Consider the following 15,995-nt stretch of genomic DNA (forward strand, 5'->3'; position numbering starts at 1 on the left):
TATGCAAATATTTTTTTATAGTGGCGTTGATTGCCACCTTTGTGATTTAGCAAAAGATCTCCTTAAACAACAAAGCCAATACAACGATTTGAACATTGAATTTATTGACGTTCGTCAAGACCATCAAACCTACCATTTGTATGGTGCGCGGATCCCCGTGTTAAAGCGTCAAGACAATCAGGCTGAGTTAGGTTGGCCATTTGACTCAGACGCATTAACGGATTTCCTTTCGTGAGTCTTTTGCAATTAAAAAACGCGCAATTAGCCTTTGGACATCCGTCCTTATTGGAAGGCGGAGAGCTCGTTATACACCCCGGTGAACGTGTATGTTTAGTGGGGCGTAATGGCTGTGGAAAATCGACCTTATTAAAGGTGATTGCCAATGAGCAAGCCTTAGATGATGGTCAACGTATTGTGGCCTCTGAGGTTAAGATCTCCAGATTACCGCAAGATCCACCAGAGAGCATAGAATGCTCTTTGTTTGAGTATGTTGCCGAAGGCATGGCTGAAAAGGGTCAATTATTAAAGCAATACTTTGCGCAAACCCATCTTGTTGCGCAGGACCCAAGTGAAAAGCAATTGGCTAAACTTGAGCGTTTGCAACATCAGTTAGAACATGAAAACGCATGGGAATTTGAACAGCAAATCAGTCAGGTACTAACCTTGTTGGGTCTTGATGCTGAGCAGCAACTGTCATCATTGTCAGGTGGCTGGCGTCGCAAAGCGGCATTAGCGCGCGCTTTAGTTGGCCAACCAGATATTTTGCTGTTAGATGAGCCGACTAACCATTTGGACATTTCGATGATCAAGTGGCTTGAAGAGGTAATAAAAGAATATAAAGGCGCAGTGGTATTTGTCAGTCACGATAGGGCATTTATCCGTGCAGTCGCGACGCGTATCGTCGATTTGGATCGCGCTAAGCTAACCAGTTATCCAGGTAATTATCAAACCTATTTAGATAAGAAAGCTGAGGATCTAAAAAACGAAGCTAACGCTAATGCCGAGTTTGATAAAAAATTGTCACAAGAAGAAGTGTGGATCAGACAAGGAATAAAAGCCCGAAGAACACGCAACGAGGGCAGGGTAAGGGCACTTAAAGCATTGCGCCAAGAACATTCTGAACGAAGAAAGGTACTTGGAAGAGCACAAGTTGCAGCAACCAGCGGAAATATGTCAGGCAAGATCGTATTAGAAGCCACCGAGTTAAGTTATCAATTTGATGATAATGTGATCGTTAAGAACTTAGATATTAATGTATTTCGCGGTGATAAAGTGGCGCTTATTGGGCCTAACGGTTGCGGTAAAAGTACACTGATTAAGCTTTTACTTGGGCAAATAGAAACGCAACAAGGCAATGTGCGTCAAGGTGCAAATCTTGAGGTTGCTTATTTTGACCAACATAGACTGGCACTGGATCTCGATAAGAGTGTTATCGATGCCGTTGCAGACGGTAAACGTGACTTAATAGTCAATGGTAATAGCCGCCATGTAATCAGCTATTTGCAGGATTATTTATTTACACCTGAACGGGTTAATGCACCGGTACGATCGTTATCCGGCGGTGAAAAAAACAGATTGTTATTGGCTAAATTACTGCTTAAGCCATCAAATTTGTTAATTTTAGATGAACCTACCAATGACTTAGATGTGGAAACCTTGGAGTTATTGGAAGACGTCTTAACGCAATATCAAGGTACACTGATATTAGTTAGCCACGACAGAGAATTCGTCGATAATGTCGTTACTTCCAGCTTATTTTTCGAAGGTCAAGGAGTGATACGCGAGTTTGTAGGCGGTTACAGTGATATTGAAAACTGGTACGCGTCAGAAAAAAAACACACAGTAGACGAAACTTCTGTAAAATCAGTAGGTCCTAAAACGCAGTCGGTGAAAAGAAAGGCAACAAAATTGTCTTATAAGCACCAATTGGAATTAGATAAGCTACCCAAACAAATAGAAGCGCTTGAAGAAAGTGTTCAACGCTTACAAGAAAAACTGAACAACCCAGACTTTTTCAATCAGGATCCTGACGGGTTTAACGCCACACTTTTAGAATTGAATGGCGATGAATCTTCACTAGCGAAAGCGTATGATAGGTGGGATGAACTTGAAAGTATGCAGAATGAGGTTTAACCCTATTTTGCATTCACACATTAAACCGAATTTCGGTGGTTAAGTAGTAATTTACAGGATGAGTAATGAAAATAAGTAGGCTGGCCCTAGGGCTAACCCTTTCGATGTTAACGCTAACTTCAGCGCATGCAGCAAAATACCGAGTAATCGAATTACCGTTAAGAGATAAGGGTGTTAATAGTTTTGCGACCGCGATCAACGAACGAGGTGACGTAGTTGCTTCTATAGAATCGCCGTTCAATCCCCCTATTGATATCGACATTATCGACTTTGAAAGCGAAACCCTTATTCGAAGTTTAACGGACGTCAACGGTGCGTCTGTAGGTAACATTAACGATGCTGATTTATTGACACTGTATAACTTCATAACAGCCAGCACGCGCGGCTCTAACATTGTTCGTAATAACTTTTTTAGACAGAGTAACGAATCAACTAATCCGTTTTTACAGCAAATTGCTAATGTTCAGAGTTACGTTTTAGTGAATAACGAAGCTGAAGCTATCACTGGCTTTGATCAAGTTAGCCAAGATTTAGGTGGTTTAACCAAAAGTGCCGATACGCTTGTAAAAGGGATCAATGCATTTTCCATGACTGTGGGCTTGGCTGAAGCGCCGTATCGTAAAATAAACTACCGAAATAATAGCGGTGATAACTTAAAGTACCACGTGAGTGATTTCGTAGTTCGGGGATTCCTAGATATAAATGGGACTACCTTTGATGTCATGCCAACTGAGACCATTGGCGGTGGTATCAGTGTCGCAAATGATATAAACAATAGTTTTGAAGTGGCAGGTTATGGTTCAATCGAAATTAACCCCAGCTTTGAGGCATTGTTAGAGCAATGTGATGATGAACAAGAGCGTGGCGATATTCCAGAAGAAGTCTGTGTTAGAAGCCTTCGAGACCAGTACTTAGCGGCAATTAACAACAACTTGAACAGTCCTCGTGGTGTCATACGTCCCATTGATACAAGCTATTTACGCCGCGCAATGATTTGGGAATTTAACGCGCAAGGGGAGCTGCTCGACAGTGTAGAGCTTGGTACCTTGATAGATCCAGTGCCCGGTGATAATCGTTACTTTTCAAGTCGTGCCACTGCGATTAATAATAATGGTATTGCGGTAGGCGCCTCTGATAAATACTTTCAGGATAACTCGAGCAGCATCATCGAAATGGCAGCAATTTTTGATGGTGAAGAGACCATTGGATTTATCGATGACCAGAATTATTTTCAAAGTGCAGCCTTAGATATTAATGATAATGATATTGTGGTCGGTTTTGCCACTAAAGTGATAAACCAATCGCGCCGCAACAAATTCTTCGTGCATGATTACCGTGGTGAAGTGACAATTTTTCCAGATGACTTTTTTAACAGTTCATCTAGTGTCGCCCGTGGTATTAATAACAATAACTTGGTTGTGGGTGAAGGTGAGGTAGATACTGATCTTATTGGTAGTCGCCGAAGTGAAGCTTTCATTTATGATATAGATAACGATGAGTTTACCAATATCAACTCGTTGTTAAGTTGCGATTCGCCCTACACAATAGTGCAAGCCATGGCGATTAACGATGAAAATGAAATAGCAGCCAATGCGATTGTTTACCGTGAACGTTCTGCTATTAATGGCGAGTTGGCGCTGGATGCACAAGGTAACACGATTTTCGGTAATGTCAGTGTTGCCGTTAAACTGGTTCCAATACCTGGTGGTACAGTTGATGATTGCGATAAAAATACTCTCGTGTTGGACCGCAAAGGCGCCTCTAGCTGGTATTTACTTGGCTTATTGTTATTACCATTGATCCGAGTATTTTATAAAAAGTAAGTTGATTTAGCGTTTCAACATAAACACGGCGACTAAAACACCTAATGCCAATCAGTTAAGCTGATTGGCATTTTTTTGGTGGGCGTAGTGTCATTTTATCGTGAAGTTAACCTGTGTAATCTTACCAATTTATGTAACCGAGTAACTTGTTGCCATAATGAGGTTAATCGACACTTCAGTGACAAATTGCAACTGCTCAAATTCATCGCAAGCTGAACTTTATATCGCCCTTTAAGCCATTTTCTTAATTATCAGTAAATCTTCGCCGTAATGGTCAAATTCTCTGCAGCCTTTACCGGTAAGGCGCTTTAAAAAAGGAAATATTTATTGGTAATTAAAAAGCCGAATACTAGATAAATTTAGTGTAAAGAAAAAAATTAAGTGTAATCAGCCTTTTAATATATTTGACGCGGATATTAACGAAAATAAAATTGAACCCTTTGTAAGTTAGGTTACTCTCAATGATGTGAATGCAACATTCACAGTATATTTTTATTTTCTAAAAGTGGTTTTTCAATAGAGGTCATTCAATGAAAAGACAAAAAAGAGATAAACTTTCCCGCGCTCATTCAAAAGGCTATCAAGCAGGAATAACTGGTCGTTCCAAAGAAAATTGCCCATTTCAAACAATACAATCCCGTTCTCAATGGTTAGGTGGATGGCGAGAAGCTATCGAAGACCGAAGTCTAGGTTTATCCTCTCGTTAATTGAATTAGAATGAGCCCCTTTGGTACTGTGATTAAGGTGTCTAGGGGCTCTGTTTATCGACGTTTAAAAATTACTGGTATCTTGAAATAAACCGACCTTTAGATTGTCGGCAGCATAAATTTCTTTGCCATCCACTTCGACAATGCCTTCTGCCATACCCATAAATAACTTTCGTTTGATCACACGGGTCATATTGATTTTGTAGGTCACTTTCTTAGCCGTCGGTAATATTTGGCCTGTGAATTTTACTTCGCCAACACCTAAGGCCCTGCCTTTACCTGGACCGCCGCTCCAGCCTAAGAAAAATCCAACCAGTTGCCACATTGCATCTAGGCCTAAACAGCCGGGCATTACTGGGTCGCCGGGGAAATGACAATCAAAGAACCATAGGTCTGGAGTGATGTCGAGTTCAGCAATAATAAAGCCTTTATCGTATTTTCCGCCGGTTTCACTTATTTCAACGATTCTATCCATCATTAACATGTTAGGAGCAGGCAATTGGCTGTTTCCCGGCCCAAAAAGTTCTCCTCGGCTACAGGCTAATAAGTCTTCACGACTAAAACTTGATTTATTCATGGTCATTTATTTTTCATCTAGGTTAAAAGCCCTCTAATTTAGCGAACACTTGTAAGCTAAACAACTCTGAACAGTGAAATAATTAACGAGAATTGATATGTTTAACGCATAATAGCTTTAAATTGACTTAGCCATAGGTATTTACGATGGAAAAACACCCTAAAAAAGTAGCCAATGCCGAGAAACAACGACGCTATCGTCAACGTCAAAAAGAACTGGGTAACAAGCAAGTTCGTGGTTACGTTACTAAAGAAGCCATGGACTGTTATAACGAGATCCGAGAGAAAACCAATTGGACCGATAACGAAGTGCTCTCTAATGCGTTACGTATCACCTATGCGGCCTATAAATGTGGACAGATCAAGTTACTCAATGAGTGGTTAAAAGATCACAAGCGCTAAATTTCGAACACCAGTTAAATCAGCTAATTATTTCAATTAAAAGGAAAATTTTTTTTAATTTGATTGTTTTATCGTCATTCCTTTATCCATAAGGGATACAACTCAGTTATGCAGACTCACCAATAGTAATTCGTAAACATAATGTAAATTTATAGTTGCAATTTGGTTAAATCTTCATCTATCCTCTTTCCGGCGGTAATTTTTGTTACCAAATTTAAAAGTGAATTAAGCTTGGCACAACCTTTATCGCTACTCACTTAAATTAAAAAACTATAAATAAATTTAGGAAATTACATGTCTAAATTAAAAAGCAACATTAAGGCAGGAATGAGTGCAACAGCACTGTCACTTTTAGCAATGAGCGTTTCTGCAGCTAATACTCCAGTTGAAGTGCAACAAGGTTCAACTGCGGGTCTCGCAAAAGCTGACCTACGCAGCCAGCTCATCGATGTTAATGCGACAGAAAGATACATAGTGACGTTCAAGGAAACTACTGAGCAAACTCAAGGACTAGGGAATCGTACCTTTGGTTTGAGCCGCGGTCATATGAACTCTCCCAAGGCAGTGGAAGGCGGAAAACTAAATCGAAAAAATGCCGAATCAATCTTGAAAATGGCCGGTGCTAAACCGATAAAAACGTTAGAGAAGCACAAGATGGTTGCTGCAACCATGAACAAAAAAGTCCTTAATGCATTGCGCAACAACCCTAATGTTGAAAGTATTTCAATTGATGCGCGCCGCATGCCTATGGCTCAAACTACGCCATACGGTATACCAATGGTGCAGGGTAACTTACTCTCTCAAAACAATTTATCAGCACGCAAAGTGTGCATCATTGATACCGGTTTTAATCTAGGACATCCTGATTTACCTGACCAAAACAATGGTGTGACTGGGGAAGCGAATAGCAGTGCCGTAGGCAACTGGTATAACGACGGTAATGGTCACGGTACCCATGTAGCAGGTACCATCGCCGCTCTCGCTAATAACGAAGGTGTTGTGGGCGTTTATCCTGGTGTTGATTTACATATTGTAAAAATATTTAATGATAGCGGCCAATGGACCTTTTCGTCGGATCTTATCGAAGGTATTTCACAATGTCAGAACGCTGGTGCTAACGTTGTTAATATGAGCTTGGGTGGCGGAAGTTCGTCTACGGCAGAACAAAATGCCATGCAAACTTTTGTTAATCAGGGCGTGATGTTAGTAGCGGCGGCTGGTAATGACGGTAATAGTTCGATGTCCTATCCAGCATCATATAGTTCAGTTATTTCAGTTGCAGCTGTGGACTCTAATGAGAATCGTGCTTCGTATTCTCAATACAACAGCCAAGTTGAAATTGCGGGGCCTGGCTCAGGCGTATTATCCACATGGCCAACGAACACCTATAACACCATCAGTGGTACATCTATGGCTACTCCTCATGTAGCAGGTGCTGCTGCTTTGGTTTGGAGTTTCTTCCCACAATGTTCTAACGAAGAAATTCGTGGCGCACTAAACGCAACGGCTAAAGATAAAGGTAGCTCAGGAAGAGATAACCTTTATGGTCACGGTATTGTTCAAGCACGTGATGCTTATGATTACTTGAACACCTTTGGCTGTGCTGGTGATACCGGCGGCGGTTCTGGTGGTGGCTCAGGCGTGGATCCCGTGTCTGGACAACTGACTAACTTGTCAGCTTCAAGACGCAACTGGTTACGTTATACTTGGGATGTACCGGCAGGAGTTTCTACTTTGACCGTCAGCATTTCCGGTGGTAGCGGTGATGCCGATCTTTATATGAAGCTTGGTTCACAACCACAGACTAATAGTTATGATTGTCGCCCTTATAAAAATGGCAACAATGAAACTTGTACATTCACAAATCCAGGCAGTGGTACTTGGCACATTGGAATTCGTGCTTATTCTACTTTCAGTGGCGTGACAATGAATTACTCTTACGAGTAAATTTAGCTGCATTGACTTTAAAATACCGAGTCTTTGCGCTCGGTATTTTTTCGTCCAGTGAAAAGTATTTGCAGCAATGGTAATCGCGGTAGGAATAAATCGTATCCCTGTTAAACAATAATAATTGCAGTTTGAACTATCCTTAGGTAACTCTTACCAACTACTGAAATAATTTCACAGTGTTAATTGTTCAAACAGGCATACAAAGCGCCTACACAAGCTTTTTTGGCTGGCAGTTATCTTGCATGGTGAAAGTTATGATCCACTTAAAGGTTCACCTGTTTCAGTGTCCCGATTAAACCCTATAAGGAATTGTTATGGCTTTAAATGCTCAAGTAAAAACCACGCTTACTGTTGCAGGCAAACAGTATCAGTACTTTGATTTAACTAAAGTGAATGAAAAGCTGTCACTTAGCAGCTTGCCATTAACCGCTAAAGTGCTGTTAGAAAATTTACTAAGGCATGCTGATCAATCTCATGTACAAAATGAAGACATCGCAGCTTTAATCGAGTGGGATAATAGTAAAGCTTCTAGCACTGAAATCGCTTTTGTACCGTCACGAGTTATTTTACAAGACTTTACTGGTGTTCCGGCAGTCGTAGACCTTGCAGCTATGCGCGATGCAATGGCTGATTTAGGCGGTGATCCTGAGAAAATAAATCCCTTAAAACCGGTTGATTTAGTCATAGATCATTCAATCATGGTAGATGAGTTTGGTAGTGCAGATTCGTTTAAACATAACACTGCAATCGAAGTTGAACGTAATAAAGAGCGCTATCAGTTTCTTAAATGGGGCCAAAAAGCGTTCGACAATTTTAAAGTCGTGCCGCCTGGCAAAGGGATTGTTCATCAAATTAATTTGGAGTATCTGGCACGAGTTACCTTTGTTGAGCAGTTAAATGGCCAGCAAACGCTTTATCCCGATACCTTAGTAGGTACCGATTCACACACCACCATGATTAACGGGTTGGGAATTTTAGGTTGGGGAGTAGGGGGCATTGAAGCAGAAGCCGCCATGCTTGGACAACCGGTCACTATGTTGATACCCGAAGTTGTGGGCATGGAGCTTACAGGTAAACTTCCTGCAGGGACTACCGCTACAGATTTAGTGCTATCGGTCACCGAAAAATTACGAAAATTTGGTGTGGTGGGGAAATTTGTCGAATTCTTTGGCGAGGGAGTCAAACATTTATCCGTCGCCGATCGTGCGACCATTGCCAATATGGCACCGGAGTATGGCGCTACTTGTGGCCTTTTTCCGATTGATGAGCAAACTCTTACCTATCTCAAATTAACTGGGCGTGACCAATCACACTTAGATGTGATTGAAGCCTATGCCAAAGCCCAGCAAATGTGGGGTTCTGACAGCCTCAGTCAAGCGAAGTATCATGATAAACTAAGCTTGGATCTCTCCACTGTAGTCGCTTCTATAGCCGGACCAAAAAGGCCTCAAGACCGCATTGAATTAACCAATGCTGCTAAAGCCTTTACAGATTGGATGACACAGCAACAAGAACTAAAATTAGCGACAAGCAACACTCAAGAAAGTCAATTTGAAAGCGAGGGGGGTCAACAGCAGGATCTGCCAGCGGTAGTGGCAAAATGTGAGTATAACGGGCAAGCGTTCGACTTAAAAGATGGCGCGGTGGTGATCGCAGCGATCACTAGCTGTACCAATACCTCTAATCCATCGGTGTTAATTGCCGCAGGTCTTTTAGCTAAGAAAGCGAATGAACTAGGGCTAAAGGTCAAGCCTTGGGTGAAAACCAGCTTTGCACCAGGTTCACAAGTGGTAACCGAATATTTAAACTCGGCTGGTTTGTCAACTGAGTTGAATCAACTGGGGTTCAATTTAGTTGGATACGGCTGTACCACTTGCATTGGCAACTCAGGTCCGCTTCCAAGCAGTATTTCTAAGGGCATACAAGATGCCGGATTAACAGTCGCATCAGTTTTATCTGGTAATCGAAATTTTGAAGGGCGCATCCATCAAGATGTTAAAACCAATTATTTAGCCTCGCCGCCACTGGTTGTGGCCTATGCTTTGGCTGGCAATATGAAAATAGATATCACCAGCGAGCCACTGGGTAACGACCAACAGGGTAACCCCGTGTATTTACGTGATCTATGGCCAACCAATGCTGAGATTGCGGAATTGGTGACTAAGGTTGTTCAACAAGACATGTTTAAACAAAAATACGGTAACGTATATGAGGGGGGGGAGATTTGGGATGCATTAAAAGTTGATCACAGTGTGATCTACAATTGGCCTGCATCCACCTATGTAAAAAGACCCCCGTTTTTTGAGGGGATGACAAGGCAGCCACAACCGATTCAAGCGATTGATAACGCGCGTTGTTTATTAAAATTAGCTGACAGCGTTACGACCGATCACATCTCCCCAGCAGGAAACATAGGACTGGAAACCCCAGCAGCTGAATATTTGCGAAACCAAGGTGTTGAGCCCGTCGATTTTAATTCCTATGGCTCTCGTCGTGGTAATCATGAAGTTATGATGCGCGGTACCTTTGCTAACGTCAGGTTGAAAAATCAATTAGCGCCTGGCACTGAAGGTGGGTGGACGCGACTGCAGCCAAATGGTGAGCAAACAACGGTATTTGCCGCGGCAGAACAGTATAAAGCGAATGGCATTCCAACCGTTGTCATTGCTGGCAAAGAATACGGTACGGGAAGCTCAAGAGATTGGGCTGCTAAAGGGCCCTTGATGCTGGGCATTAAAGCCGTGGTAGCGCAAAGTTATGAACGAATACATCGTTCCAACTTAATTGGAATGGGCATACTACCTTTACAATTTTTATCTGGTGAAAGTGCGGATACTTACCAGTTAGATGGTTCGGAGTTGTACTCAATTGAGGCGGTTTCTTCAGGACAAAAGCAAACGACAGTAACAGTACAAAGAGAAAGTGGTGAAACTCTATCAATACCCACAGTGCTGCGAATTGATACTCCCAATGAGTTTGAATATTACCGCCACGGCGGAATTTTACAGTTTGTAATTCGCAATATGTTAGCCTAATGAGATACTTTTAAGCGTAACAGAGAACCTGCGGATTAATTCAGGGTTTCTTATTACACCTAACCTGCAAAGGTTAGGTGTAACTTTTTTGAGGGGTGTTTGGCTCGAAAAAGACCTGATACAGTGTTTATAAGGGTTAAATCATTTACAATTTGGAATAACGTCTTAGTCGCAATTTTATTCGAGATGTTCTGGCATGTTGATGGGTGGTTTATCGTCTTCTAAGCCAATATCATTAAGACTATCTCCGATACCTTTTAATAATCGACCGAGAATATCGGCTCCGGTTATGACTCTAGGCGGCTCTTCTGACCACACTAGAATAACATCTGAGTGCAAAACATCTTCTGAATGTGGGTCAAATGAATGGGCAATCTTAAGCCGCTGTAAAGCGTCCCCTAAGGTGCATTTCTCATCATCAATGATCAACGGGCGGTGACAGAAGGTGTAAGGGTCCGTATTCGTTGACTCATCCAAGGTTGACCGAATAAATCCATCAGCATCTATCATTAACAATGGACGTTTATCCTCACTCATCAATAACACCCATTTGTGTCCTGATTTATTGACGCCTGCAACAAACTCAGTGTATTCAGGCGTTCCTTTTTCGGGAAGTATTGGTAAATCCAGCTTACAGGGTAGGGTTAAGATACTGTTAGGATCCAATAATTCGCCTTCTTCATTTACCGTGATCTTGTCGATTTGCAAAAAGTTAAGTGCGCCAATTCCGCGTACATGCTCAACGTCGGTCTCTTCAGCTTCGACATGCGCATGAATAATCGCCGATAATTCTTTTTCGCGGAAGTAGGTGATACCCTCTCGGCCAAGCCAACCATCTAAAATTAACGATGTGAGCTTAGCAACAGGAAATAACAACACTTGATAAAAACGAATAATGGGAGTGAGTTTGGAAGCTACCTTTAAAGCATTGCGAGAAAAATACGCTTGCGGAAAAATTTCACCTAAAAAGGTAATCGCAATAGTCGAAAACAAAAAGGAATAAACGCCTGCTAGGACAGAATCTGACAGCAAGGTTAGCAACACATTAATGGAAACATTTCCCCATAAAATGGTGGAAAGCAAAAAATTGGAATCTTCGCGCATGGCGAGAATAGTTGAAGCGCTCTCATTTCCCTGTTTAGCCTCAACTTCAAGCTGTAAGCGACTTAAGCTAAAGAACGCTAAATTTAATCCAGAAAAAATAGCGGATTGGGTAATACAAAAAGCAATTGCTAGCCAAATTACGATATCTAAAGTCATTTTTTATCTCAAGTAAGTTGTACGGCTTTCAAAACATGATCTCTATAATCATTTCTTTTAAATAAAACAGTAGAGAGGGTGCCAACACCATTATCTGTTCCCAGAGTCAATGAGTGGTGTCAACAAGGCTTCAATCTACCTAAATTCGCGCGCTATAGTAACTTATTTCAGCTACTTTCGGACAAAATACAATTGCTGTCTAAAATAACAAGACGAACGTAGCTTTCATTGGCGAACACGTTGCGTTTGTTTATGCTGCATTTACTAATATTACTGCTATGCTCAAATCCATCGGCAGTTTTCATCCTATTTGGAAATCGTGAGTAATGAGTAAATCTAAGAATATCAATGCATTGCCATTTGGTACGCCACTAGGAGTCGCGCCAGGTAATGTGATTTCCTATTCTTCAGATTATGATTCTGTTGATCAGCAGCAGTATCCAAATCGCAGTGCCTTTCGCAGTTATCTAGATGGTGTCTATATGGGCTACAAGTGGCAATGCGTTGAGTTTGCGCGGCGCTGGTTGTATGTCAATCGCGGGCTTATCTTCAATGATGTCAGTATGGCTTATGAAATTTTCAAGTTAAGTCGTATTCGAGATGTGGTTAACAATATCGAATTACCTTTGTACGCTTTCGAAAATGGCTCGCAAAAGAGACCTGAACCCGGCAGTTTATTGATCTGGGATCAGGGGGGCGACTTTGAAGAAACAGGACACGTGGCAATTATAACCGAAGTGTTTGATGACAAGATCCGTATTGTGGAGCAAAACATGGATTTTGTGGCGTGGCCACTCGGGCAACAATATTCAAGAGAAATCGCCGCTAAAACCGGTAAAAGTGGCGATTACTGGCTGCAATGCAGTTATAAAGATTCGACGATTTTGGGCTGGGTTATACAAACTAATGATCCTGAGCATGCACTAGAGGTCGAAGAAACCGCAAGCGAGTTAAAAAATATCTGTCAACAACGGGCTCCAAATACTAAATATGCCGATTTGCCGTGGCTCAATATTGCCAACGAAGATGAGTCGTCATACGTGGATATGATGAACGGTCACTTCTTATCGTCGGTAAAAGACGACTTCTTCGATTATTACGTTATTTCTGAGACCGCAGAAGCCTCACTGGAATCGGCCACGGACGTATTACATGGCTTGTTTATGCATGCTACTGATTATGTATTACAGCACCCTGAATTACTTAAGCGGTTTGGATTACCTGAGGCGATCTTGCCTAAATTACGACAATCTTGGGACAATCGTTTAAATCAACTTATTACTAGTCGATTTGACTTTTCCATGTCAGACCAAGGTTTGAAAGTGTACGAGTATAATTGTGATTCTGCCTCCTGTTATATGGAGACCGCAAAAATACAAGGAAAATGGGCTAAACATCTGGGCGTAAAGCAGGGGTTTGATAACGGAAAAGACCTATTTAAAAAGATAATAGCAACATGGCGAGCGAGCGATGCCACTGGTTTAATTCATGTTTTACAAGATGACGATCCAGAAGAAAGTTATCATGCGCTGTTTATGAAATCCGCCATCGAAGCCGCCGATCACAGCTGCATCAGAGTCGTAGGGCTAGATACACTAGACTGGAATGAAAACGGTGATATTGTTGATATTAATGGCGATATTGTTAGGTGGGTATGGAAAACCTGGGCTTGGGAAACGGCACTAGATCAGCTCCGCGAAGAACAGCAAGGAGGCTTGTCTATAACCACATCAAAACAGAAATCTAAGCCAACCTTATCAGACGTATTGCTCAATCAAGATATTATGGTCTACGAACCTATGTGGACACTTATTCCGAGTAACAAAGCTATACTCCCAGTATTGTGGACGTTATTTCCCAATCACCCATTGCTACTCAATACCAATTTTGAGTTGACCGATGAGCTTAGAGACACAGGGCACGTTGTCAAACCTATAGTGGGGCGCTGCGGCGAAAACATTCAACTGATAGACAGTGAAAATCGGATCTTAGAAGATAAAGGAGGCGCCTTTTCAAAACAAGATCAAATTTATCAGCAACTGTTCCCATTACCGAAAATAGGTAAATACTATGTCCAAGTGAGTACCTTCACTGCTGCGGGCAATTATGCCGGTAGCGGAGTTAGGGTAAGTGGCTCTATGATCATTGGTAAAGAAAGCGACTGTATGGCACTGAGAACCGTTGATGACGCACGGTTTCTTTCTCTATGTTAATGTTTTGACGAGCGGAATTTCCTCATCAAAACTCAGTTATCAACACCATTAATACTTTATTATCAACCCATCAGTCGCTTTTAAACTCCTTACTGATTGGTTGCTTTTCGTTATTGCGAGTAGTTTACAGATTTAGTGTGCAAAGAATAGACATTCCCACTCGACATTGAGGTCAGAGTTCTTTATAGTGCGCGGCGTTTTCCGTAAGCCAGTTTCATTGATCTTTGGTTTGCCTTTTCAAACCAATATTTCTAGGAACTAGCAATGATCTCTACTGCAAATATCACCATGCAATTTGGCGCAGAGCCACTTTTCGAAAACATTTCGGCCAAATTTGGTCATGGCAATCGTTATGGCTTAATAGGCGCTAATGGTTGCGGCAAATCCACGTTTATGAAAATCCTCAGCGGAGAGTTAATCCCTTCAGCAGGTAATGTGTCTATTACTCCAGGTCTTAAAGTCGGTACGCTTAGCCAAGATCAGTTTGCGTTTGAACAATTCACAGTGGTTGACACCGTGATCATGGGTGATGTAAATCTGTGGAAGATTAAGCAACAACGTGACGAAATTTACGCTAAACCAGACATGAGCGAAGAAGACGGCATGTTGGTAGCAGAGCTGGAAACTAAATTCGCTGAAATGGACGGTTATACTGCTGAAGCTCGTGCTGGTGAAATTTTGCTCGATGCCGGTATCGACGAATCATATCACTTTGGGTTAATGCAAAATGTAGCTCCAGGTCGTAAATTGCGCGTGTTACTTGCGCAAGCGTTGTTCGCAAACCCAGACATATTGTTGCTAGATGAGCCGACCAACAACTTGGATATCTATACTATTAATTGGTTAGCGACTGTGCTTAATCAGCGAAAATGCACCATGATCATCATATCCCATGACCGTCACTTTCTAAATTCAGTGTGCACCCACATGGCTGACATAGATTATGGTGAATTGCGTATTTACCCAGGAAACTACGAAGCCTTTATGGCCGCTTCTTCGTTGATCCAAGAGCAACTTTTAACTGAAAATGCTAAGAAAAGTGCTGAAATAGAAGAATTACAAAGTTTTGTAAATCGCTTTTCAGCCAATGCATCTAAAGCTAAACAAGCCACTTCTCGCGCTAAGCGCATGGATAAGATCAAATTAGATGAAGTAAAGTCCTCTAGCCGTAGAACACCCAAAATAATTTTAAAACAACATCAAAAGTTACATCGTCAAGCATTGATCCTTGAAAACCTATCTCACGGTTTTGACGGTGAGCGGTTATTCAGTGGCGGTGATCTTATCTTAGAAGCCGGAGCTAAACTTGCCGTGATTGGTGAAAATGGAGCAGGGAAGACCACGTTCCTGCGCTGCTTAGTGAATGAACTTCAGGCCGCAGAGGGTGTAGTTAAATGGTCTGAAAATGCATCTATTGGATATTGTCCGCAAGATAGTAGCGAAGATTTTGATTGCGACTTATCTTTGTTCGATTGGATGTCGCAATGGCGTACACCTAAGCACAATGACTTGATGGTCCGTGGTCTACTAGGCAGTTTGTTATTTAGTGCCGATGATTTTAATAAAAAAGCCAAAGTTTGCTCTGGTGGTGAAAAAAATCGATTGTTGTTTGGCAAATTAATGATGTCTGATATCAATGTGCTGATTATGGATGAGCCGACCAATCACATGGATATGGAAGCGATTGAAGCACTTAATAATGCACTTGAAAACTTCGATGGCACGCTCATTTTTGTAAGCCACGATAGAGAGTTTGTGTCGTCATTAGCCAATCGAATTATAGAAATTAAAGACCAGCAAGTCATCAGTTTTGAAGGGACTTACAACGAATATTTGTCTCATCAAGATGTGAATTTGAAGGTTGCATAATACCTGCTAAGTGATTTCTAGTGGGTT

General features: G+C 41.7%; 11 protein-coding genes. 9 read left to right on the plus strand and 2 right to left on the minus strand.

What is annotated here, in order from left to right:
- Window position 1 precedes the first annotated feature (1 nt).
- From ABD036_RS00455 to rmf, 4 genes are all read left to right on the plus strand, one after another.
- A complete protein-coding gene (locus ABD036_RS00455; RefSeq protein ID WP_343855595.1) occupies window positions 2-235 on the plus strand; it encodes a glutaredoxin family protein in 234 nt (77 codons plus the stop codon).
- The gene (gene uup, locus ABD036_RS00460; RefSeq protein WP_343855596.1) at window positions 232-2,133 is read left to right on the plus strand and encodes an ATP-binding cassette ATPase Uup; all 1,902 of its coding nucleotides are present in this window, start codon (window positions 232-234) and stop codon (window positions 2,131-2,133) included. Before ABD036_RS00455 ends, uup begins: the two co-directional genes overlap by 4 nt.
- Window positions 2,134-2,198: 65 nt before the next feature.
- On the plus strand, window positions 2,199-3,956 hold the full coding sequence (locus ABD036_RS00465) for a DUF3466 family protein (protein ID WP_343855597.1): 1,758 nt from the start codon (window positions 2,199-2,201) through the stop codon (window positions 3,954-3,956).
- A gap of 530 nt (window positions 3,957-4,486) precedes the next feature.
- Window positions 4,487-4,663: a ribosome modulation factor gene (rmf, locus tag ABD036_RS00470; protein WP_343855598.1), complete on the plus strand. Its 177-nt coding sequence runs from the start codon at window positions 4,487-4,489 to the stop codon at window positions 4,661-4,663.
- Between the two features lie 64 nt (window positions 4,664-4,727).
- Here rmf and fabA read toward each other — a convergent pair whose 3' ends face one another.
- Window positions 4,728-5,246 carry a 3-hydroxyacyl-[acyl-carrier-protein] dehydratase FabA gene (gene fabA / locus ABD036_RS00475; protein ID WP_343855600.1) on the minus strand — a complete coding sequence of 173 codons (519 nt, stop codon included), beginning with the start codon at window positions 5,244-5,246 and terminating at the stop codon, window positions 4,728-4,730.
- A 140-nt stretch (window positions 5,247-5,386) separates the two neighbouring features.
- Here fabA and ABD036_RS00480 point away from each other — a divergent pair, with 140 nt between their 5' ends.
- The 3 genes from ABD036_RS00480 to acnA all read left to right on the plus strand — a co-directional run bounded on the left by ABD036_RS00480 (window position 5,387) and on the right by acnA (window position 10,626).
- Complete coding sequence (locus ABD036_RS00480) at window positions 5,387-5,641, plus strand: hypothetical protein (protein ID WP_343855601.1); 255 nt, start codon at window positions 5,387-5,389, stop codon at window positions 5,639-5,641.
- Between the two features lie 294 nt (window positions 5,642-5,935).
- Window positions 5,936-7,588: a S8 family serine peptidase gene (locus ABD036_RS00485; RefSeq protein WP_343855602.1), complete on the plus strand. Its 1,653-nt coding sequence runs from the start codon at window positions 5,936-5,938 to the stop codon at window positions 7,586-7,588.
- A gap of 317 nt (window positions 7,589-7,905) precedes the next feature.
- The gene (gene acnA, locus ABD036_RS00490; RefSeq protein ID WP_343855603.1) at window positions 7,906-10,626 is read left to right on the plus strand and encodes an aconitate hydratase AcnA; all 2,721 of its coding nucleotides are present in this window, start codon (window positions 7,906-7,908) and stop codon (window positions 10,624-10,626) included.
- A 177-nt stretch (window positions 10,627-10,803) separates the two neighbouring features.
- Here the strand turns inward: acnA and ABD036_RS00495 are convergent, their stop codons facing one another.
- Window positions 10,804-11,886 (minus strand): DUF21 domain-containing protein, encoded by a 1,083-nt coding sequence (locus ABD036_RS00495; protein ID WP_343855604.1) that lies wholly within the window; start codon window positions 11,884-11,886, stop codon window positions 10,804-10,806.
- Between the two features lie 326 nt (window positions 11,887-12,212).
- On the opposite strand from ABD036_RS00495, the gene gss reads away from it, so the two are divergent.
- Window positions 12,213-14,099, plus strand: coding sequence for a bifunctional glutathionylspermidine amidase/synthase (gss, locus tag ABD036_RS00500; RefSeq protein ID WP_343855605.1), 1,887 nt, complete (start codon window positions 12,213-12,215; stop codon window positions 14,097-14,099).
- A gap of 264 nt (window positions 14,100-14,363) precedes the next feature.
- A complete protein-coding gene (locus ABD036_RS00505) occupies window positions 14,364-15,968 on the plus strand; it encodes an ABC-F family ATPase (protein ID WP_343855606.1) in 1,605 nt (534 codons plus the stop codon).
- Window positions 15,969-15,995 lie beyond the last annotated feature (27 nt).

Origin of the sequence: Aliiglaciecola litoralis (assembly GCF_039523355.1) — a bacterium.
Lineage (GTDB): Bacteria > Pseudomonadota > Gammaproteobacteria > Enterobacterales > Alteromonadaceae > Aliiglaciecola > Aliiglaciecola litoralis.